We start from the raw sequence: 20,161 nt of genomic DNA on the forward strand, positions 1-20,161 counted from the left end.
CGCGTGGCTTCATTGAAGTCGTGCCGTGTGATCTGCCCCTCATCCGCCTGCCGGCATCTTCTCCCCGTAAACGGGGCGAAGGGGATATGCCGCACCCTGTCCGTCCACCGCGAGCCTCTCGCGGGGCACGTCCCCTCTCCCCGTCAGAACGGGGAGAGGGTTAGGGTGAGGGACAAATCACATGGCACGCCATCGCTGCCCCGGAAAGAACCCTCGCCGCCTTAACATCCATCCCCGCCTCAGAAGCGCACCGTGAAATCGGTGCCCTTGCCGACTTCGGACTTGACGATCAGCCGGGCGCGGTGGCGGGTCAGGATGTGTTTGACGATGGCAAGGCCGAGGCCGGTGCCCTTTTTCGAGCGGCTGTCCTCGATGCTGACGCGATAGAAGCGTTCCGTCAGGCGCGGCACGTGCTCGGCCGGGATGCCCGGTCCCTTGTCGATGATGCTGACCTCCACCGGCTCCCCGGAGCCGTTCTTCAGCCTGACATCGACGACCTTGCCTTCCTGGCCATATTTGCAGGCATTCTCCATCAGGTTCTCGAAGACCTGGACAAGTTCGTCCCGGTCTCCCAGCACCTCGACCTTGCCGTCGGGCAGATGCAGGTTGATGTCGACGCCGACGTCCCTGGCGAGCGGCACCAGCGAGTCGCGGACATGGCCGAGCAGCGGCACCAGATCGACCTTCTCATCCGGCGCGAGGTGTGATTTCAGCTCCAGTCGGGAGAGCGACAGCAGGTCGTCGACCAGCCTGCTCATGCGGGTGGTCTGATCGAGCATGATGTTCAGAAATTGGGCCTGGGCCTTCTGATCGTTCTTCGCCGGCCCCTGGATGGTCTCGATGAATCCACGCAGCGAGGCAAGCGGCGTGCGCAGTTCGTGGCTGGCATTGGCGACGAAATCCGACCGCATGCGGTCGATGCGGCGGACCTCCGATATATCGCGGAAGGACAGGATGAAAAATCGCTCACGCTGCCCGTCGTCCCGGAATTCGACAGGCGCACTGCGGACGATATAGACGCGCTCGGACGGCAGCCGCTCGGCATGCTCGATCTGGTTCGGTGCATTGGTGGCGATGGTTTCGCGCACCATGTCGAGCACGCCGGGCGAGCGCAGCCGGGCCGATATATGGGCGCCGAGCGCCACCTCGCCGAAAGCCTTTTCAGCGGCGCGGTTCTGGAAGAGCACCGAGGCGTCGTCCGACAGCACCATGACAGGGATATCGAGGCCGGCAAGCGTGGCGGAAACGTCAGGCAGGCGGCTTGCCGGCGCTTCCGGCTCCGCCTCTACCGGCTCGAGCGGTTCCGCCGTAAGGACGGGCGCCTCGTTGAACAGCGCGGTGAAAATCATGACGAGCAGGAGGACGAGCACGATCCACTTGTTCATCCCGGCGGCAAGCGCGGCAAGCGCGCTGAGGATGGCCGCAAGCAGCACCGGCCGTTCGCGCCGGATGCGCGCCAGCAGGCTTTTTCTCCAGGGGATTTCGTCTTGCAAGGGGGCCTCGCGGCGTCGATTCGTTTTTCTTTATATTGAACTCTGCCTGATAGCGGCAATTCATGACAGAAGTTTTCGGCTGGCGGCTCCGATGCCGAGGCACCAACCGAAAACTGCTCGAAATGACCCGTCAGCGGCGAAAGATTTGATTTCCATTGGCAAATATGTTCGCGTGCAACGAGGAAAACGACTAGGCGCAGGAGGCGCATATGGAAGAGGACGTCGAAAACAGAGCCGTGGAGCTGAATGTCCGGGGAACGAAACGCATCTTCGATGTCGACGATCCCGTTCTGCCAGACTGGGTCGAGGAACACGCGCTTGAATCCGGCGACTTTCCCTACAAGAAGAAGCTCAAGGAAGAGGATTATTCGGAGCAGCTGGAAAAGCTGCAGGTGGAACTCGTCAAGGTGCAATTCTGGCTGCAGGCGACCGGCAAGCGGGTGATGGCGCTGTTCGAGGGACGCGACGCGGCCGGCAAGGGCGGGGCGATCTCGGCCTCCTCCGAGAATATGAACCCACGTCTTGCCCGGGTCGTGGCCTTGACCAAACCGACGGAGCGTGAACAGGGACAATGGTATTTCCAGCGTTATGTCGCGCAGTTCCCGACTGCAGGCGAATTCGTGCTCTTCGATCGCTCCTGGTACAACCGTGCCGGCGTCGAGCCCGTCATGGGCTTCTGCACGCCGCAGCAATATGAGGACTTTCTCAAGCAGGCGCCGCAGCTCGAGAAGATCATCGCTCATGAGGGCATCTTTTTCTTTAAATTCTACCTCGATATCGGCCGCGAAATGCAGCTCAAGCGCTTCCACGACCGCCGCCACGATCCGCTCAAAGTCTGGAAACTGTCCTCGATGGATATTGCCGCGCTTACAAAATGGGACGATTACAGCGACAAGCGCGACCGGATGCTGAAGGAAACCCATACGGATTTCGCAACCTGGACGGTGATCCGCGCCAATGACAAGCGGCGGGCGCGTCTGGAACTGATCCGCCATATGCTGAACAGGATCGACTACGACGGCAAGGACAAGAAGGCGCTCGGCGAAGTCGACAAGGAGATCATCGGCTCCGGCCCCGGCTTTCTGACATAAGCCGACGCCCAGCGAAAATCCGCGTCACTGCCCGGGCAGGATGCGGATCGCGAACAGGTTGATGCCGCGCGCCTTACCGTCGAGATCGCTGTTGATGACAAGCGTGCCGGGCGAATTCGGTGCGAGCGAGCGGTCGAACGTCACCTGCAACAGCGCATCCGACTTTTCGCGGGTGACGCTGAAGCGATGGCGGGCGCAATTGCCGAGCGACTGGAAATTGCATTCGACCGTGACTTGCGTCGGCTCGTCGGTGGTCGATTGCAACGTCAGCGCAATGGTCGAGGATTTGCCGGCAAGCTGCTGCAGCACCGAGGCGGGTACGCTGACCGAGATATTGCCGTCAGCCGCACCGCTTTCGGAAATCAGGCGCAGGGCGGGGCCGTCATTCTCGGTGATGTTTTCGGTGCGCGCCCGCGGGCCGCTTTTGATCTTGTCGGCCTCATCGGGCTTGAACACCGGAATCCAATCGGCCGAAAAACTGTTTTGCGGATCGATGGTCACCGGCTGCTCGGTGTTGGTGGCCGCCGCATTGCCGGCGCCGTCGCCGTTGCCGGTGAAATCCTCCGGCTGGGTGCTGGCCGGCGGGTTGGCGACGCTGGTGTCGCGCTCGGCCGCCGTCAAGAGCAGGCCCGACGTATAGGCCCACCAGGCGCCGATGCCGATAAAGGCCAGCAGGACGCACCAGACGAGAAGCCGCGAAAAGAACTTGCGCGGTTTGCGGCGGCCTGCCGCCCGTTCCGGGCGAAAATCCATATTGGCGGCGCGCTGACCGCGGTGAAGCCGCTCCGCGCCGACCGGGGCGGCCGAGAGATGATCGGCGGTGCTCGCATGCACGTCGTCGAGGCGCGCCTCGTCGCTGCGGTGCATGGCCACTTCGGGGGCACGGGTCTCGCCTGTCGCCACCGGGCTATCGATCAGGCTGTCGATATCGGCTACATCGCCGCGGTGAACCGGCGGCGCCGGCATTTCGACGACCGGCGGCACCGGCACTTCAGGCGGTCTCTGGCGCGGGTGAAGACGGTCGCGCTCCTCGCTTTCGATGGCGTGGATGGTGGTTTCCAGGCGATGGCGGTGATGGGCGACGGCATCGGCATCGGTGATATCCTGCTTGCGCAGGCCGGCTTCCAGCGCCTGGCGGGCCGACTGGTAGATCCTCGCTCGAACCTCCGGATTGTCGCGATCGGCATTTTCGAGCGCTGTTCTGATGGCCGTTTCTAATCCGCTCACATCTAGTCCTTCACCTTGAACCCGGCATCGGACTCCAATCCCCGCCGTTCTCCGTCAAAATTCGGTAGCGGCAAGCGCGGCAAACCGCAAGCCTTGCAGCCCCGCCCGCCGCCGATCGGCGGCGATAATGCCAGCTTTCGCGGCCCGAGGGACTTACCTTGTCCGTCGTCTCAGCCGTATATATCGGCGCGAAATCGACGAAGGCGTGGCGGCTGCTCTTTTATCGGCTTTTCTTCTCTGTTATGAGATTGACGTTTTCGTAAACGTCAATGCGAGCGGTGAACCATGGCCCTGCCCCCGATCCTCAAGGACAAACTCAGACTGCCGGTGATCGGTTCGCCGCTCTTCATCATCTCGCATCCGGCGCTGACATTGGCGCAGTGCAAGGCGGGCGTCGTCGGCGCCTTTCCGGCGCTGAACGCCCGGCCGGAAAGCCAGCTCGACGAATGGCTGGCAGAGATCACCGAGGAGCTTGCCCGTCACGACGCCGCCCATCCGGAAAGGCCGGCCGCACCCTTTGCCGTCAACCAGATCGTCCACATGTCGAACAAGCGGCTGGAGCACGACCTCTCGCTCTGCGTCAAATACAAGGTGCCGATCGTCATCTCCTCGCTCGGCGCCGTGCCCGAGGTCAACGCCGCCGTGCATTCCTATGGCGGCATCGTGCTGCACGACATTATCAACAACCGCCACGCCCATTCGGCGATCCGCAAGGGTGCGGACGGGCTGATCGCGGTGGCATCAGGCGCCGGCGGCCATGCCGGCACGCTGTCGCCCTTCGCGCTTGTCCAGGAAATCCGCGAATGGTTCGACGGGCCGCTGCTGCTTGCCGGCGCGATCGCGACCGGCGGCGCCATTCTGGCCGCAGAAGCGATGGGCGCCGACATGGCCTATATCGGCTCGCCCTTCATCGCAACAGAAGAGGCGCGCGCCGCGCCCGCCTACAAGCAGGCGATCGTGGACGGCGCAGCAAACGACATCGTCTATTCCAACTATTTCACCGGTGTACACGGGAACTATCTCAAGCCCTCGATCATCGCCGCCGGCATGGACCCCGACAACCTGCCCCTCGCCGATCCCACCAAAATGGATTTCGAGCAGGCGACCGGCGGCGCCAAGGCCTGGAAGGACATATGGGGTAGCGGCCAGGGCATCGGCGCCGTCAAGGCGGTGGAGCCGGTGGCAAATCTCGTCGACCGGCTGGAGGCCGAGTACAGGGCCGCCCGCACGCGGCTCGCGCTCTGAGGGTCTTCCACACCTCCCTCTTTTTTGCCAAAGGCATGACAGGGTGCTTGAAATCTTCAGACAATGACTGTATCAGCGCCATGCAAATCGCGGGCCGCACGCTTCGGCCGCCAAAGTGCCGCTTTAGCTCAGTCGGTAGAGCACATCATTCGTAATGATGGGGTCACGTGTTCGAGTCACGTAAGCGGCACCATTTTTCTTTAATCGCGTGCTTCAAGCCCAAATATTAAGCCTCCCTTAAAAATTCTGTCCTCACCTTGTGGACTACCCTTGGCCACTTGGTAGGCAAAGTTTCGACAGTTTGAAAGCTTCTTCACCCAAGCCGACTGGGCCGCCCTTCATCCACATGGGCAGCGACGTCGTTCAAGAGGGAGTGGCTTGGCAATCAGGAGGATATTTATGCGGACAACGCTTTTGAGTACCGCGCTTTTCACATTCACCTTGTCCGCTGCACAGGCAGCTGACTTCCCTCTCGCCTCATGTGCTGGGTGGAACGGAACGCTGGTCAGCAGGACCGGCACCGATTCAAGCACTGCGGCTATGGAGGGGAACGTCAATCAGGCCAACTTCCAGGAATATTGCGAGCGAGACCCGGGAGGCGAGACGAAAGCACATGGGGGAAAACTGACCGTAGAGCAGTGCGTGGCGATGTACACGAAAGAAAATGGGAAAGACACGTACCGTTCCACCGCCGATTGCCGCAAGGGCACCCTGTCCTTCTTTCCTCCTGGCGGTGAGCCGCTTCGCGTTACTTTCCCATTGCCGGAGGATGCAGATGTGTCGTGCGCCTCAGGCATGCCGCCGCTGATCGAGCAGTTCACGATGCTCTGCCCTCGGGCGGCGCGGAAGTTTAAAATGCTCGACGACGAGTGACAGGATGGCTGCCTCGGCACTGCCGACAGACTCGCGCCCCCGACCCGCAGCCCGGCCGGATATGGCGGCGTTGCCGCCCATCCGTTGAGAACCCGCGCCGGCGGCTCTTGTCTACGTCGCCACCTGCCTCTGTTGCGTCAGGCGTTTGCCGACGGTCTGGCCGGGCAGCTCGATGAACTTGTAGCCTATGAAGGACAGGACATAGACGATCGGGATGGTGACGATCAGCGTCGCCAGCCAGCGAGCGGGATTGCTAAGGTCGGTATTGCCGATCAGCCAGGCGATTACCGGCTGCATGATGAGCAAGTGAATCAGATAGGCGCCGAAGGAAAGTTCGCCGAGATTTCGAAAGAAGGTGTTGCCGAGAACCGAATTGACCGCGCGGGAATAATGGCCGGCGGAGCCCGGAAAACGATCCGCATGGACCAGGGCAAAAAACAGCACCACGATCCCGACGCGCACGCTTTCGTGCAGCACGGTCACGTCGCCGCCGAGAGGGATGAGGGCCAGCAGAGCCGAAATCGCAAAAGCCAGGTAGGCCCTGCCGGGTGGCATCCACAATGCACCCGCAAGCAGCATGCCCGCGGCGAAGATATGCATCTTCATCGGGAGGAACGACGGCATCGGGAAGCGGAAGCCGAGGCGATGGACCACCAAGGCGGCAGCGACGGCCAAGCCGACGGTGACGAGCATGCCCTTCAGCCAACCCAGCCGCCCGAGAATGATCATGATGAAAGGCAAGGCCACATAGAATTGCATTTCAAGGCCGATGCTCCAGTCCGGCAGCGCCGTGCGGAAGGCGTGGGCCGGGGACAAGCCGAACAGGAAGGAAAGATGCATCAGGTAGTTGGTCAGGCTGTCGTCCAGATAGCGAGACGCGGCTTGCGGCGGATTGCCGTTGAAAGCATCGATGACCATCCTTGCCTGATAGATCTCGGATCCGGCGATGAGAGCAACGACCAGCATGACGTAATAGAGCGGCGCAATGCGGAAGAACCGACGCGCCCAGAACACCGCCCATGTTTGCGGGCTCTCCCACGGCTCCCTGCCTTTCCGGCGCTGATAGTGAAACACCATCAGGAAGCCAGAGAGCATGATGAACAGGTCGACCCCCAGCTCCGGATCTCCGATAATCGGCACCTTGAACCCCGTCAGGATATGCGCATGGCCGATCAGCACCCATAGCGCTGCCAAACCACGCAAACCATCCAGACATTCAATGCGTCTGCCGCCTTTCATCGCGTCCATGAGATACCCCTATCCATTCGTATCCGCGGGCAGGGTTAACATCTTCGACGGCAACCGGATAGTGTTAACAGGATTTTTAGTAGCCTGCGGCACAACTCGTGCGGCCAACCGTCGATGAAAGGCGGGGTGCTAGGCAGGCACAGCGTCCTTTCGACAGCACAATGTCGGGAAGGAACATGCCGCTTCCGGACAGGTTTCCCCCTTGAGACAACAAGGATGGAGAAGACCATGTCCTGCAAACTCATCGCAATATCCCTCCTTTCGATCGGCCTTGCCGGCTCGTCCTTGGCCCAGACGGCCGGCGGTGCGAATTCCAGCGGGCGGCTTTCGGTGGCGCCCATCATCGGCGGCTCCGGCAATACAGGCGCGGGTTCGACTGGTGCCGGCTCCGCCGGTACGGGCTCAGCCGGTTCGGGGTCCATCGGCACCGATCCCGGCACCACCGGCAGCACGAGCGGCGGTGGTGGCGTCGACCTCAACAGCGGCCGCAGCACGATCAATCCCGGAGGCGTCAATCCGGATCTTCAGCAGACGCCTGGCTGCACCGACGGTAGCGGTTCGATGAGCGAGGCATGCCAGCAGTAGGAAGCGGCGAGCGCCCGGCTCCCGACAAGATGAAGGCCTGGCCGATAATGCGCCGGGCTTTCATTTCAACTGCCGCCGCTGACGTCGCGCAAAAACGATAGCGGCCACCAGAATTGCTTTACCGGCCCGCATCGAGGTCGTACAAGAACAGCATCCCTCCGCACATGGCGATCGCCACACCCAGCCAGCCTGCCGATACTTCCGGCGTCCGCGGAGCACCCGAAGAGGACCGTCATGTCGAATGCAGCGCATCGCTCGAACCGCGTGCTCGTGGTCGCGACCATCATGGTGGCGACATTCATGGTTGCCATCGAAGCGACGATCGTGGCGACCGCGATGCCGCGCATCGTCGGAGAGCTCGGCGGCTTTTCCTACTACAGCTGGGTTTTTTCGGCCTTCCTGCTGGCGCAGTCGACGACGACGGTCATCTACGGCAAGCTTTCCGATATTTTCGGGCGCAAGCCGGTCCTGATCGGGGGCATCCTCATCTTCCTCGCCGGCTCGGCCCTTTGCGGCTTTGCCTGGTCGATGATGTCGCTGGTGCTGTTCCGCCTGCTTCAAGGGCTCGGCGCCGGCGCGATTCAGCCGGTGACGATGACGATCATCGGCGACCTCTTCAAGCTCGAGGAACGCGGTCGTGTGCAGGGCGCGATGGCGACCGTCTGGGCGACGTCGGCCGTCGTCGGGCCGCTTGCCGGCGGCATCATCGTCGACACCTTTTCCTGGGCCTGGATCTTCTGGATCAACCTGCCGATCGGCATCGTCTCGATCGTTGCCTTCATGATCTTCCTGAAGGAGGACGTCGCGCACAAGCAGGCGCGGATCGATTATCTCGGATCGGTGCTGTTTTCGATCTCGATCGTCGCGCTGCTCGTCATGCTGACGGAAACCAGTGCGAGCGCCTGGATCCTGCTGTCGCTGTTCGCCCTCTTCGTCGTCTCGGGCATTTGCTTCCTCGCCCAGGAGAGGCGGGCGCCGGAGCCGATCATTTCGATCGCGCTCTGGAGCCGCCGGCTGATCGCCACCAGCAACGCGGCGACGCTGCTGGCCGGCATGGCGCTGATCGGGCTTTCCACGATCCTGCCGATCTACGTTCAGGGCGTGCTCGGCCGCACCCCGATCGTCGCCGGATTCACGCTCACCATGCTCATCGTCGGCTGGCCCCTGGCGGTGATGCTCTCGAGCCGCTTCTACCGGACCTTCGGCATTCGCCGCACACTGCGCGTCGGCAGCCTGATGTTTCCGTTCGGCGCCTGCTTCCTTTTGTTCCTGACGCCCGAAAGTTCGCCGGTTCTGGCCGGCGCCGGCTCCTTCTTCATGGGCTTCGGCATGGGCCTGATCAGCCTGACGAGCATCGTGCTGGTGCAGGACAGTGTCGAATGGTCGATGCGCGGCAGCGCCACGGCCTCGATCATCTTTGCCCGCAGCCTCGGCAATACGCTCGGCGCCACGGTGCTCGGCGCCATCCTCAATGCCGGCATCAGCCACCATGCGAGCGGCGAGACGGCGGCAGCCCTGCATAATGCGCTGAACCAGCCGACCGGGCTCTCGACGCTCGCCGCCGATCCGGCGATCCGCACCATCTTCGACGCAGCCCTGCACTGGAGCTTCTGGGGTGTGGTCGTCGTCGCGGTGCTGACCTTCTTCACCACCTGGCTGATCCCGGTCGGTGATCGCCAGACGCACGAAGAGCCGGCGGCGGCAAGCGAGGCGGCCTCGCATTGATAAGGTTGCTCCTCAGGGAAAGCGCCTGGCAGTTCGTTGACAACGTCCCCTCCGTCATGCTCGGCCTTGTGCCGAGCATCTGAGCACGGTGATTTCGGGAAACCGTTTTCCGTCGGGCACTTATTCGGGTGTTCAGATCCTCGGCACAGGGGCGAGGATGACGTCGCGGGTATTCACGTTACCACGGAACACCGCTTCGTCCTTTTTCCTGGAATGCCTTAGCGGCGGCTGTCCAAAACGCGCAGGATCAGGTTTCGTCTTCCCTTGCGCTGGACAAGATCGATATCGCTGACGAGCTTTGCGCCGCCCTCGCGGCGCTCCAGGGTGATCTTGCGGCTATGGAAGGCTTCCAGCTCGGCCCGATGCGCCACGCTGATGATGGTCACCGTCGGCATTTCGTCGATCACCATTTCCATCATTTTGTCCTGGCTCTTCTCATCGAGCGCCGAGGTCGCTTCGTCAAGCACGATGATATCGGGGTTGTGCAACAGCAGCCGCGCGAAGGCGAGCCGCTGTTTTTCGCCGCCCGACAGGATCTGGTCCCACGGCGCGTCCTCCTCGATCTTCTCGTTCAGATAGTCGAGCCCCACCTTGGCAAGGGCGGCCTTGATTTCCTCGGGCGTCCAGCTGTCGGCGGCGCGGGGGTATGCCACTGCGCGGCGAAGCGTCCCGGACGGGATATAGGGCCGCTGCGGCAACATGAACAAACGCCGGTCGCCGTGGAAATCGACGCTGCCATGACCCCAGGGCCAGAGACCGGCGATGGCGCGCACCAGCGTGCTCTTGCCCGAGCCGGATTCTCCAGCCACGAGCACCCGCTCGCCCGGCGCGATCTCGACCTGGGTTTCCTTGACGACTGCGGTCCCGTCGTCGAGAGACACCGACAGATCGTTCAAGTTCAGGATCGCATTGCCTCGGGTTTCACCATGCTTGATGCGTCTCAGGGCGTCGCTCTGTTCGGCGCGCTCAAGCCCGTCCAGCGACATCATCAACGAGGCGACTCGCCGCGCGCAGGCGTTCCAGTCTGCAAGACGCGGGTAGTTGTCGACCAGCCATCCGAACGCGTTCTGAACGATGGCGAAGGCGGAGGCGGCCTGCATCACTTCGCCAAGCGTCATGCCCCCTGCAAGGAACTTCGGCGCGCATAGAAGGAGCGGCACGACAGGCGCGATCAGCATCGAGCCGTGGGAGACGAAGGTCGTGCGCATGTGCTGGCGCGCAAGCAGCGCCCATTGCCTGAGCACATTGGAAAATGTCTTGTCGAGGTCGTTGCGCTCCTCTTTCTCGCCGCCAAGCAGAGCGATGCTCTCGCCGTTTTCGCGCACACGCGTCAGCGTGTAACGAAGCTCGGCCTCCACCTGGTTCTTGACCTCGGAAACCCGGACGAAGTGGCGGCCAATGACCGCGATCACGGTTGAGGTGATCACGGAATAAAGAACCGCAGTGACGACGAGAAAGCCGGGGATGGTGATCGTCGTCCCTGCGATCGGAAGCGTGAGCGCCCCGCCGATCGTCCACAGCACCACGATGAAGGTCGAGGCCGACAGAAAGGCGGAAATAACGCCGGCGATGAAATCGACCGGCGCTTCGGTGGCAATCCGCAAATCCTCCGAAATGCGCGCCTCGGGATTCTTGTGATCGCCGCCGATCAGGTTCAGCTGATAATAACGACCGTTTGCGAGCCAGCGGGCGATCACCGCGGTCGTCAGCCAGGAGCGCCAGCGGCGCTGGATCATCATGCGAACATAGACCTGGGCGGTGACAAGGGCGACGCTTCCGAGCACGAGCGGCACGAAGACGGCGCTGAGGTAATAGACGGTGGCGGCATCGTGTCGCTCTATGGCGTCGAAGATCCCGCGGTTCCAGCGATTGATCCCATATTGGAAGCCGACATTCATGCAGATCATCGTCAGCAGACCGATCGAGCACGGCCAGGCGAGCCTGTCGCCACCGCTGCCCCAGTAACGGCGGGCGCTGATCCAGAAACGCCTCAGCAAATATCGTTTGCGCGCCTGCTCGGCCTCCTCAAGCGTGAGCTCCGGACTGGGTTCGATGACATCTGGCGGCGGCGCGACCTCGACAGTCGGCTCCTGGCGCGACTTCTCGGCACCGTCCTCCTCGGTGCCGTCGACCGATTTCGGGGTGAATTTAACGTCGGTCATAAGCACGATAACGACTTACAAATCAGAAGGTTTCATGGCGCCGGCGCCGGAGATGGTATCGGAGCCAGGCGCCGGCAGAAAACCGGCAGCAACGACGGCGCAGACGAGAACGGCCCAATAGCGATAGGTGCTCACGAAATCAGCCAGCGTCCGTTCGGCAGGGCTGGCGGCAGCAGAGGTGGTTTTCCCAGGTCAACTTGCTCTTCCAGGATCGTCGCGGGAGATCGCACACGTGCATCGGAGCCTGTTTCAATAGGGGTGAAGCAGGATCCGCATCGGCCCAGACGTTTGCCGACGTACTCGGCTCAGGCGTTATCACTCACAGTCTGCGGCAGCGATTGCAGCAGGGTCTGGCGGGCGGAGTGCAGGTGCACGCGGCAGGCATTCTCGATCGCTGCCTGGTCGCCGGATTCGAGTGCGGCGATATAGTCGAGGTGCTCGTGGATGGCGCGCTCGTTGCGCTCGCGGGCGGCGGTCTTGTTCCACTGGTAATGATAGTGGAAGACGATGGCGATCGCGTCGTAGAAATCGGCAATGAAGCGGTTCTTCGAGGCACGATGGATCAAGAGATGGAAGCGCTCGTCGAGGACAGAGAAATCGCGGAAGCGCTGATTGATGTCACCAAGCATGGCGAGATGGTCGTCGCGGATGGCGGCGAGATCTGCCCAGGCCTGATTGTCCTTGGGAAGCCGGCCGAACTCGGCAGCCGAATGCAGCTCGAACATTTCGCGCACATCGGCAAGTTCCAGAGCGAACTCACGGGTGAAACCCTTCAGCGTCCAATGGCTGTTCGGCCGCTTCTCGATCAGGCCGAAGCGGGAGAAGCGAATCAGGAATTCGCGCACGCTCGTCGTGCCGGTGCCGATCTCGCGGGCAAGCTCCAGCTCGTTGATCTGCATGCCGGGGGCGGCATCATCGGCCAAGATGCGCTGCATGAAGCTGCGCTCTATGATGTCATGCAGCGAATCCGTCTCTTCGGAGGGAAAGAGATCGCGGTCGGTCGGCTGGCGCAGCACGGTCTTCTGGCGCTTGTTCCAGCGGATAATGCCTTCCTCGCTGAGGCGGGTCAGAATGGCGCGGGCCGTCGAGCGACTGACGCCGAGCTGGGCAGCGATCTCCGGCTCCGAGGGCAGCGCAGTATCGGTGCGCAACGCGGCAGCGTAGCGATTATACGCTTCCTTGAAGACCGTGTTCTGCCTTGCCATCAGACCCCCGCTTTCCGCCCGGGTGCGCAGCGACCACTCCCGCTCGAACAGCGGGACGGAGCCGAACCCAGGGCTTGCCGGACGACCTTTATCTGATTTCCGGCCGCCTGCGGCGCCTTGCCTCCCTCGTCCACAGGATCAATATTCCCGTTGACTTGAAAATGTTTATTGTAGATAAAAAACAAAATCAATGCGCAATCGCCGATGCAGCGGGCGTTTCCTTAGAGCAGGAGCATGATTTCGTCCGAAGACGCTCAGCGTTTTCGGCAGCATGCTCAAGGGAGAAGAGATTGAACAAACAGCCTTGGATCATCCTCTCGGCCGGAGACAATGTCGCGGTCGCAACGGCAGCCATCGCACAGGGCTCGACGGTTGCCGGCATAGAGGCTCGCCAGAAGATCGACCCCGGCCATAAGGTGGCGATTGCGGATATTCCGCTCGGCAGCCCTGTCGTGAAGTACGGGCAGGCGATTGGCCGCACCACCGCCGAGGTCAAGGCCGGCGACCATGTGCACAGCCACAACCTGCATTTCGAAAACGATCGGCTGGCGGCGACCGCCAATTCCGCGCCGGAAACGGCGACGGCCGAAGACAAGGCCCGCACCTTCATGGGCTATCGGCGGGCCGACGGCCGGGCGGCGACCCGCAATTATATCGGCATCATCGCCAGCGTGAACTGTTCCACCACGGTCTGCCGGGCGATCGCCGACGAGGCGAACCGGACGATCCTGCCGCATTACGACGGCATCGACGGCTTCGTGCCGATCGTGCACGACCAGGGCTGCGGCATGAGCTCGACCGGCGACGGCATGAACGTGCTGCACCGGACCCTTGCCGGCTATACAAGGCACGTCAATTTCGGCGGCGTGCTGATGATCGGCCTCGGCTGCGAGGTCAATCAGCTGACGCTTTACGGCCAGAGCGGTGCCGGCGCCTCCAAGCGGCACTTCAACATTCAGGATGCCGGCGGTTCGCGCCGCGCGGTCGAGCGCGCCATGGGCGTGTTGCGCGAGATCGCCGCCGATGTCGGCAAGGAAAAGCGAGTGCCGATCTCGGTCGGCGAGATCATCATCGGCCTGCAATGCGGCGGCTCGGACGGCTTTTCCGGCATCACCGCCAATCCGGCGCTCGGCGTCGCCGCCGATCTCCTCGCCGCGGCCGGCGGCACGGCGATCCTGTCGGAGACCTCGGAAATCTATGGCGCCGAACATCTGCTGCGCAGCCGCGCCGTCAGCGACGAGGTGGCGAAAAAGCTCGATGAGAAAATCGCCTGGTGGGAAGATTATGTCGCCCTGCACGGCGCCTCGCTCGACAACAATCCGTCGCCCGGCAACAAGCGCGGCGGGCTCACCACCATCCTGGAAAAATCGCTCGGCGCGGTTGCCAAGGGCGGCCGCTCGCCGCTGACGGCGGTTTACGGTTACGCCGAGCGGGTGACCGCCCCCGGCCTGGTCTTCATGGACACACCCGGCTACGACCCGGTCTCGGCGACCGGCCAGGTGGCGGGCGGGGCCAATATGATCGCCTTTACGACAGGCCGCGGCAGCTGCTTCGGCTGCCGGCCGGCGCCGTCCTTGAAGCTGTCGAGCAATTCGGCGCTCTATGCCTCGATGGAGGAGGACATGGACATCGATTGCGGCACGATCGCCACCGGTGATGCGACGATCAGCGGCAAGGGCCGCGAGATCTTCGAACTGATCGTCGATACGGCCTCGGGCAAGAAGACGAAGAGCGAAATCTTCGGTTACGGCGATAACGAGTTCGTGCCTTGGCATCTCGGCGCCACGCTCTAGATTGCGATAACCTAACCTTTTGTTTTTACGCAGTTCCCGAGGAAGCATGATGAAGACGAGACGGATCGGCAAGACCGGGCTTGAGGTGACGGAAATCAGCTACGGCGCAGCTCCCCTCGGCGGCCTTTACCGCGCCTGCCCGCGTGAGCAGGCGATGGCAACGCTGCAGGCTGCCTGGGACAGCGGCATCCGCTATTTCGACGTCGCCCCCTGGTACGGGCTCGGCCTTGCCGAACGGCGCGTTGGCGATTTCCTGCGCGACCAGCCGGACGGCTCTTACGTGCTTTCCACCAAGGTCGGCCGGCTGCTTCGGCCGGTACCGACCGGAACCGTGCCCGATTACAGCTATGTCGATCCGCTCTCCTTCGATGCCGATTACGACTATTCCTATGACGGCATCATGCGCTCGGTCGAGTTCAGCTATGCCCGACTCGGCCTCAACCGCATAGACATCCTCTACGTGCACGATATCGGCGTCTATACGCATGGCGCGGCGAAGAACGCCGTCTACCAGAAGCAGCTTCTCGATTCCGGCATCAAGGCGCTGGAGGAACTGCGCTCCTCCGGCGCGATCTCCGCCTTCGGCCTCGGCGTCAACGAAGTGCCCGTCTGCCTCGACGTCATGCGCCATGCCGATCTCGACTGCATCCTGCTGGCCGGCCGCTATACGCTGCTCGATCGTTCGGCGGTGGAGGAGCTGCTGCCGCTCTGCCGGCAGAAGGGCACATCGCTCGTCGTCGGCGGCGTTTTCAACTCCGGCATTCTCGCCACCGGCCCTGTGCCGGGCTCGCATTTCGACTATATGCCGGCAGATGCGGATGTGCTCGCAAAGGTCGGCGCCATGGAGACGATCGCCAAGCGTCACGGCGTGCCGCTCGCAGCCGCCGCCATGCAGTTTCCGCTGCGTGACCCGATCGTCGCCTCGGTGCTGATCGGCACGGCGAAGCCGTCGAGCCTGACGCGCAACATGGAGATCGTCGAGCCGCCGCTTGCGGACGGCATCTTTGCCGAATTCGAGCCCTATACGCTGGTGGCGCCGCCACTCGGCGCCGAAGCGGTCCGGGTCTGAGGAGGTACTATGCTGAAGGGTATTCATCCGCTGCTCGGGCCGGACCTGCTCCATGCGCTGAAAACGATGGGGCATGGCGACGACATCGTCATCGCAGACGCCAATTTCCCGGCGGGCTCGATGGGTCCGCCGGTCATCCGCGCCGACGGCGTCAGCGCGACCGCGATGGCCGAGGCGATCCTGACGCATATGCCGCTCGACACCTTCGTGCCGGAGACGGCGTGGCGGATGGAGGTGGTCGGCGACCCGCAGGCTGTGCCCGAGGTCTGCGCCGAATTCCAGGAGATCGTCGCCCAACGCGCCGGCGATTTTACGATCGTGCCGGTGGAGCGTTTCGCCTTCTATGCGATGGCGCGCAAGGCGGCCTATATCGTGGCGACGACCGAATTCCGGCTGTACGGCAACTTGATTTTGAAACAAGGCGTCGTGCATCCGCACGAGGTCGATCTCAGCTGATAGCTACTTTAGGTTATCGTTGTATTGAAATAAAATCAGTCGCTTGGGAGGAGTTTTCCGGAGTAAAAAAGCGCGATCGACACCCTTGCAATTTGATTGCGCCTCGGCTAGCTTCTGCCTGCAAATGTTTTTTATCGATAAAAACCCTCCGCCAGCGTTCAGCGGTCCGGTTTATTGGAGGAGAACGCATCCTGAGAGGAGAACCCTTATGAGCATCGTGAAATCCCTTCTGTCTCGCCGCGCCTTCACCGCGCTGGCAGGCGCCGCCGTCATCGCCACGGCGATGCCGGTCACGTCCTCTGCCGCCGACGTGACGATCCCGATCATCGTCAAGGATACGACGTCCTTCTACTGGCAGATCGTTCTGGCCGGCGCCCGCAAGGCCGGCAAGGATCTCGGCGTCAACGTGCCGGAGCTCGGCGCCCAGGCAGAATCCGACATCAACGGTCAGATCAGCATCCTCGAGAACGCCGTTGCCGGCAAGCCGGCCGCCGTCGTCATCTCGCCGACCGAATTCAAGGCACTCGGCAAGCCGATCGACGAGGCCGCCAAGTCGGTTCCGATCATCGGCATCGACTCGGGCGCCGACTCCAAGGCATTCAAGTCGTTCCTGACGACCGACAACGTGCAGGGCGGCCGCATCGCCGCCGACGGCCTTGCCGCCGCCATCAAGGAAATGACGGGCAAGGAAGAAGGCGAGATCGTCATCCTCACCAATCTTCCCGGCGTCGGCTCGCTGGAGCAGCGCCGCGAAGGCTTCCTGGATCAGGTGAAAACCAAATATCCGGGCCTCAAGGTCATCGCCGACAAGTATGGTGACGGCCAGGCGACCACCGGCCTGAACATGATGACCGACCTGATCACGGCTAATCCGAACCTCGTCGGCGTCTTCGCCTCCAACCTGATCCTGGCGCAGGGCGTCGGCCAGGCGATTGCCGAAAACAAGCTCGGCGACAAGATCAAGGTCATCGGCTTCGACAGCGACGACAAGACGGTCGGCTTCCTCAAGGACGGCGCGATCGCCGGCCTCGTCGTCCAGGACCCCTATCGCATGGGCTATGACGGCATCAAGACCGCGCTTGCCGTCTCCAAGGGCGAGAAGGTCCCGGAAAATGTCGACACCGGCGCCAACCTCGTGACCAAGGCGAATATGGCCGATCCGAAGATCGACGCGCTCTTGAACCCGAAGATCAAGTAAAACGACAGACGGCCGCGCCGGCTTCAAAAACCGGCGCGGCCTTTTCCATCCATGGTATGTTTCCCAGGGTGGAGAGCAGAAGCGACAAGAGGAGGAGAGGTCCATGATCGGACTGGAAGAGGTCAGTCATCGCCATGATGACAGCGCCACGCTGAAGGAAGCCAATCGCATCCCGGCCGGATCGCCTATCCTCGAACTGAAGGGCCTGCAGAAGAATTACGGTCATGTGCAGGCGCTGAAGCCGGCGACGCTGACCTTCCTGGCCGGAGAGATCCACGCCATCGTCGGCGAAAACGGCGCCGGCAAATCCACCCTGATCAAATTGCTGACCGGCGTCATCACCCGTACGGCGGGCGAGGTATTGTGGTGCGGCCACCCGGTGGGGCTGTCGACGCCGAACGAGGCGATCGCCCGCGGCATCAACGCCGTTCACCAGGAAGTCGTGCTCTGCCCGCACCTGACGGTCGCCGCCAACCTCTTCCTCGGCGACGAGGTCAACCGTTACGGCTTGATGCGCAAGAAGCAGATGGAGAAAATGGCCCAGGCCGTGCTCGACGATCTCGGCTTCGGCCTGCCGGCCGGCGCGCTTTTAAGCTCCCTGACGATCGGCCAGCAGCAGCTGGTGGCGACGGCGCGCGCGGCGATGCGCGGCACGCAGTTCCTGATTTTCGACGAACCCACCGCCTATCTCACCCGCCAGGAATCGGCGCAGCTCTTCAAGCTGATCCGCCGGCTGCAGGGCGAAGGCGTCACCATCGTCTATATCAGCCACCGCATGGAGGAGGTCTTCGAACTGGCCGACCGTGTCTCGGTGCTGCGCGACGGCACGCATGTCGGCACGCGCCTGATCGGCGAAACCAATGATGCCGAGCTGATCGCGCTGATGATCAACCGCTCGATCGAGCAGATCTACCACAAGGAAGAGATCGCCTTGGGCGAGACGATCGTCCAGGTCAAGGGCCTTTCTGGCCCGGGCTTCGAGGATGTCTCGCTCAGCGTCAAAGCCGGACAGATCGTCGGGCTCTACGGGCTGATCGGCGCCGGCCGCAGCGAATTCGCGCTCGGCCTCTACGGGCGCCAGCCGACCAGCGCCGGCGAGATCCACTGGATGGGCAAACGCGTCGATATTCGCAACGAACGCACCGCAATGGAGCTCGGCATTGCGCTCGCGCCCGAAAGCCGGCGCGACCAGGGGCTCTGCCTCAACCTGCCGATCGGCCTCAACATCAACCTGCCGGTGTTCGGGCGCCTCAGCCACGGGCCGGTGATCAACCATACGCGCGAATCGGCCAATGCCGACCGGCAGATCCGCGATCTCAGCATCAAGACGCCGAGCCGGCGGGTTCCCGCCTCCAGCATGTCGGGCGGCAACCAGCAGAAGATCGTCATCGGCAAGTGGCTGAGCCACGGCGCCCGGCTGTTCATCTTCGACGAACCCACAGTCGGCGTCGACGTCGGCACCAAGGCGGAAATCTATCGGCTGTTCGCCAAGCTTCTGAAGGAGGGCGCCGGCATCATCCTGATCTCCTCCTATTTGCCCGAAGTCTACGAACTGGCCGACCGGCTGCACGTCTTCCGCGCCGGCAAGCTTGTCGCGAGCCATGATTTCCACGCGGCGACGCATGAACAAGTGCTCAGCGAAGCGATCGGCGTCTGAGCACGAGAAAACAAATTGATAGAGCATCTCCGCGGTTCGGAGAAAACGGAGGTGCTCTAAGAGGGAGAAAATACATGACTGTCACCCCCACCGAAATCGTCGCGCCGCCGCCACGCCGGAAAATGAACATCCTGTTCGGCCTGACCCTGATCGGGCTCTTGATCTTCCTCTGGATCGTGCTCGGCTTCGTCACCGCCAGCTTCTGGACGCCGCTCAACATCTCCAACCTGCTGCGCCAAGGCGCGATGACGGCGATCCTGGCGCTCGGCCAGACCTTCGTCATCATTACCGCCGGCATCGACCTGTCGGTCGGCGCAATCGTCGGCTTCTGCACCGTCATCATCGCCTGGCTCCTGCAGGCGGGCGTGCCGCTCTGGGCAGCGATCGTGCTGACGCTCGCCATCGGTGTGGCGATCGGCGCCTTCCACGGCTTCGGCATCGTCCATATGGGCCTGCCTCCCTTCATCATCACGCTGGCAACGCTGACGTCGCTGCGCGGCATCGGCCTGCTGATTACCAACGGCTCGACGATCAGCATCACCGACGAAGGGTTCAGCAATTTCGCCCGCGCCGATTTCCTCGGCATTCCCAGCCTGTTCTGGATGGTCATTCTGGTGGCGATCCCCTCCTTCGTCTTCCTGCATCTGAGCCGCTGGGGCCGCTATCTCTTCGCGGTCGGTTCGAATGCGGAAGCCGCGCGGCTTTCCGGCGTCAACGTCAAGGGCATGATCTATCTCGCCTATATCCTCTCGGCCGGCTTTGCCGCCTTCGTCGGCGTGCTGCTCGCCTCGCGCATCGCGATCGGCAATGCGACGCAGGCCGACGGCTGGGAACTGCAGGCGATCGCCTCCTCCGTCATCGGCGGCACCAGCCTGTTCGGCGCGGTCGGCTCCGTGCACGGCCCGCTGATCGGCGCCTTCATTCTCGCCACCATCAATAACGGCGCCAACCTTCTGAACGTCAACTCCTTCTGGCAGCGCATCATCACCGGTCTGTTGATCATCGTGATCGTCTTCTTCGACCAGCTGCGCCGCCGCAAGAGCAACTGAGCAGGAGGTCGACGCCTGCCCCTCATCCGGCTGCCGCCACCTTCTCCCCGTAAACGGGGCGAAGGGGGATAGCCGAAACCTCTAG

The 20,161-nt window shown here is 62.6% G+C and carries 16 protein-coding genes and 1 tRNA gene; 12 read left to right on the top strand and 5 right to left on the bottom strand.

Annotation, left to right across the window (positions count from 1 at the left end; genetic code table 11):
• Positions 1-239 precede the first annotated feature (239 nt).
• Positions 240-1,460, bottom strand: coding sequence for a phosphate regulon sensor histidine kinase PhoR (gene phoR, locus GA0061105_RS07430; protein ID WP_092749726.1), 1,221 nt, complete (start codon positions 1,458-1,460; stop codon positions 240-242).
• A 242-nt stretch (positions 1,461-1,702) separates the two neighbouring features.
• Between phoR and ppk2 the strand changes: the two genes are divergently transcribed.
• Positions 1,703-2,584, top strand: coding sequence for a polyphosphate kinase 2 (ppk2, locus tag GA0061105_RS07435; protein ID WP_092749158.1), 882 nt, complete (start codon positions 1,703-1,705; stop codon positions 2,582-2,584).
• 24 nt (positions 2,585-2,608) lie between these two features.
• Here the strand turns inward: ppk2 and GA0061105_RS07440 are convergent, their stop codons facing one another.
• Positions 2,609-3,811 (bottom strand): regulator, encoded by a 1,203-nt coding sequence (locus GA0061105_RS07440; RefSeq protein WP_092749160.1) that lies wholly within the window; start codon positions 3,809-3,811, stop codon positions 2,609-2,611.
• Between the two features lie 285 nt (positions 3,812-4,096).
• Between GA0061105_RS07440 and GA0061105_RS07445 the strand changes: the two genes are divergently transcribed.
• The 3 genes from GA0061105_RS07445 to GA0061105_RS07455 all read left to right on the top strand — a co-directional run bounded on the left by GA0061105_RS07445 (position 4,097) and on the right by GA0061105_RS07455 (position 5,929).
• Entirely contained in the window at positions 4,097-5,056 is a 960-nt protein-coding gene (locus tag GA0061105_RS07445) for an NAD(P)H-dependent flavin oxidoreductase (protein ID WP_092749162.1), read from the top strand.
• A 117-nt stretch (positions 5,057-5,173) separates the two neighbouring features.
• A tRNA-Thr gene (locus GA0061105_RS07450) sits at positions 5,174-5,249 on the top strand.
• Positions 5,250-5,455: 206 nt separating this feature from the next.
• Positions 5,456-5,929: a hypothetical protein gene (locus GA0061105_RS07455; protein WP_092749164.1), complete on the top strand. Its 474-nt coding sequence runs from the start codon at positions 5,456-5,458 to the stop codon at positions 5,927-5,929.
• Positions 5,930-6,040: 111 nt separating this feature from the next.
• Here GA0061105_RS07455 and GA0061105_RS07460 read toward each other — a convergent pair whose 3' ends face one another.
• On the bottom strand, positions 6,041-7,177 hold the full coding sequence (locus GA0061105_RS07460) for an acyltransferase family protein (RefSeq protein ID WP_092749166.1): 1,137 nt from the start codon (positions 7,175-7,177) through the stop codon (positions 6,041-6,043).
• A 228-nt stretch (positions 7,178-7,405) separates the two neighbouring features.
• Between GA0061105_RS07460 and GA0061105_RS07465 the strand changes: the two genes are divergently transcribed.
• A complete protein-coding gene (locus tag GA0061105_RS07465; RefSeq protein ID WP_092749168.1) occupies positions 7,406-7,762 on the top strand; it encodes a hypothetical protein in 357 nt (118 codons plus the stop codon).
• A 234-nt stretch (positions 7,763-7,996) separates the two neighbouring features.
• Entirely contained in the window at positions 7,997-9,487 is a 1,491-nt protein-coding gene (locus tag GA0061105_RS07470; RefSeq protein ID WP_092749170.1) for an MDR family MFS transporter, read from the top strand.
• Positions 9,488-9,705: 218 nt separating this feature from the next.
• On the opposite strand, the gene GA0061105_RS07475 is transcribed toward GA0061105_RS07470, so the two are convergent.
• Both GA0061105_RS07475 and GA0061105_RS07480 read right to left on the bottom strand, forming a co-directional pair.
• Entirely contained in the window at positions 9,706-11,649 is a 1,944-nt protein-coding gene (locus tag GA0061105_RS07475) for an ABC transporter ATP-binding protein/permease (RefSeq protein WP_092749172.1), read from the bottom strand.
• Positions 11,650-11,954: 305 nt separating this feature from the next.
• Positions 11,955-12,854 carry a GntR family transcriptional regulator gene (locus GA0061105_RS07480; RefSeq protein ID WP_064693661.1) on the bottom strand — a complete coding sequence of 300 codons (900 nt, stop codon included), beginning with the start codon at positions 12,852-12,854 and terminating at the stop codon, positions 11,955-11,957.
• 290 nt (positions 12,855-13,144) lie between these two features.
• Between GA0061105_RS07480 and GA0061105_RS07490 the strand changes: the two genes are divergently transcribed.
• The 6 genes from GA0061105_RS07490 (at position 13,145) to GA0061105_RS07515 (ending at position 20,076) form a co-directional block, all read left to right on the top strand.
• Positions 13,145-14,647, top strand: coding sequence for a UxaA family hydrolase (locus GA0061105_RS07490; protein WP_092749174.1), 1,503 nt, complete (start codon positions 13,145-13,147; stop codon positions 14,645-14,647).
• A 49-nt stretch (positions 14,648-14,696) separates the two neighbouring features.
• Positions 14,697-15,716, top strand: a complete 1,020-nt coding sequence (locus GA0061105_RS07495) for an aldo/keto reductase (protein ID WP_092749728.1) — start codon at positions 14,697-14,699, stop codon at positions 15,714-15,716.
• A 9-nt stretch (positions 15,717-15,725) separates the two neighbouring features.
• The gene (locus tag GA0061105_RS07500; protein ID WP_092749176.1) at positions 15,726-16,172 is read left to right on the top strand and encodes an RbsD/FucU family protein; all 447 of its coding nucleotides are present in this window, start codon (positions 15,726-15,728) and stop codon (positions 16,170-16,172) included.
• 208 nt (positions 16,173-16,380) lie between these two features.
• Positions 16,381-17,370, top strand: coding sequence for an ABC transporter substrate-binding protein (locus GA0061105_RS07505; protein WP_064693658.1), 990 nt, complete (start codon positions 16,381-16,383; stop codon positions 17,368-17,370).
• Positions 17,371-17,473: 103 nt separating this feature from the next.
• Positions 17,474-19,027: a sugar ABC transporter ATP-binding protein gene (locus GA0061105_RS07510; protein WP_092749178.1), complete on the top strand. Its 1,554-nt coding sequence runs from the start codon at positions 17,474-17,476 to the stop codon at positions 19,025-19,027.
• Positions 19,028-19,101: 74 nt separating this feature from the next.
• On the top strand, positions 19,102-20,076 hold the full coding sequence (locus tag GA0061105_RS07515; RefSeq protein ID WP_064693656.1) for an ABC transporter permease: 975 nt from the start codon (positions 19,102-19,104) through the stop codon (positions 20,074-20,076).
• Positions 20,077-20,161: the final 85 nt, after the last annotated feature.

It is taken from the genome of Rhizobium aethiopicum (genome assembly GCF_900094625.1).
Lineage (GTDB): Bacteria > Pseudomonadota > Alphaproteobacteria > Rhizobiales > Rhizobiaceae > Rhizobium > Rhizobium aethiopicum.

Excerpts from the sequence above, each read along its gene's own strand:
- GA0061105_RS07510 (WP_092749178.1), top strand. The coding sequence starts at position 17,474 with ATGATCGGACTGGAAGAGGTCAGTCATCGCCATGATGACAGCGCCACG.
- GA0061105_RS07495 (WP_092749728.1), top strand. The coding sequence starts at position 14,697 with ATGAAGACGAGACGGATCGGCAAGACCGGGCTTGAGGTGACGGAAATC.
- GA0061105_RS07445 (WP_092749162.1), top strand. The coding sequence starts at position 4,097 with ATGGCCCTGCCCCCGATCCTCAAGGACAAACTCAGACTGCCGGTGATC.
- GA0061105_RS07480 (WP_064693661.1), bottom strand. The coding sequence starts at position 12,854 with ATGGCAAGGCAGAACACGGTCTTCAAGGAAGCGTATAATCGCTACGCT.
- GA0061105_RS07470 (WP_092749170.1), top strand. The coding sequence starts at position 7,997 with ATGTCGAATGCAGCGCATCGCTCGAACCGCGTGCTCGTGGTCGCGACC.
- GA0061105_RS07515 (WP_064693656.1), top strand. The coding sequence starts at position 19,102 with ATGACTGTCACCCCCACCGAAATCGTCGCGCCGCCGCCACGCCGGAAA.
- ppk2 (WP_092749158.1), top strand. The coding sequence starts at position 1,703 with ATGGAAGAGGACGTCGAAAACAGAGCCGTGGAGCTGAATGTCCGGGGA.
- GA0061105_RS07465 (WP_092749168.1), top strand. The coding sequence starts at position 7,406 with ATGTCCTGCAAACTCATCGCAATATCCCTCCTTTCGATCGGCCTTGCC.
- GA0061105_RS07460 (WP_092749166.1), bottom strand. The coding sequence starts at position 7,177 with ATGGACGCGATGAAAGGCGGCAGACGCATTGAATGTCTGGATGGTTTG.
- GA0061105_RS07455 (WP_092749164.1), top strand. The coding sequence starts at position 5,456 with ATGCGGACAACGCTTTTGAGTACCGCGCTTTTCACATTCACCTTGTCC.
- GA0061105_RS07500 (WP_092749176.1), top strand. The coding sequence starts at position 15,726 with ATGCTGAAGGGTATTCATCCGCTGCTCGGGCCGGACCTGCTCCATGCG.
- GA0061105_RS07505 (WP_064693658.1), top strand. The coding sequence starts at position 16,381 with ATGAGCATCGTGAAATCCCTTCTGTCTCGCCGCGCCTTCACCGCGCTG.
- GA0061105_RS07475 (WP_092749172.1), bottom strand. The coding sequence starts at position 11,649 with ATGACCGACGTTAAATTCACCCCGAAATCGGTCGACGGCACCGAGGAG.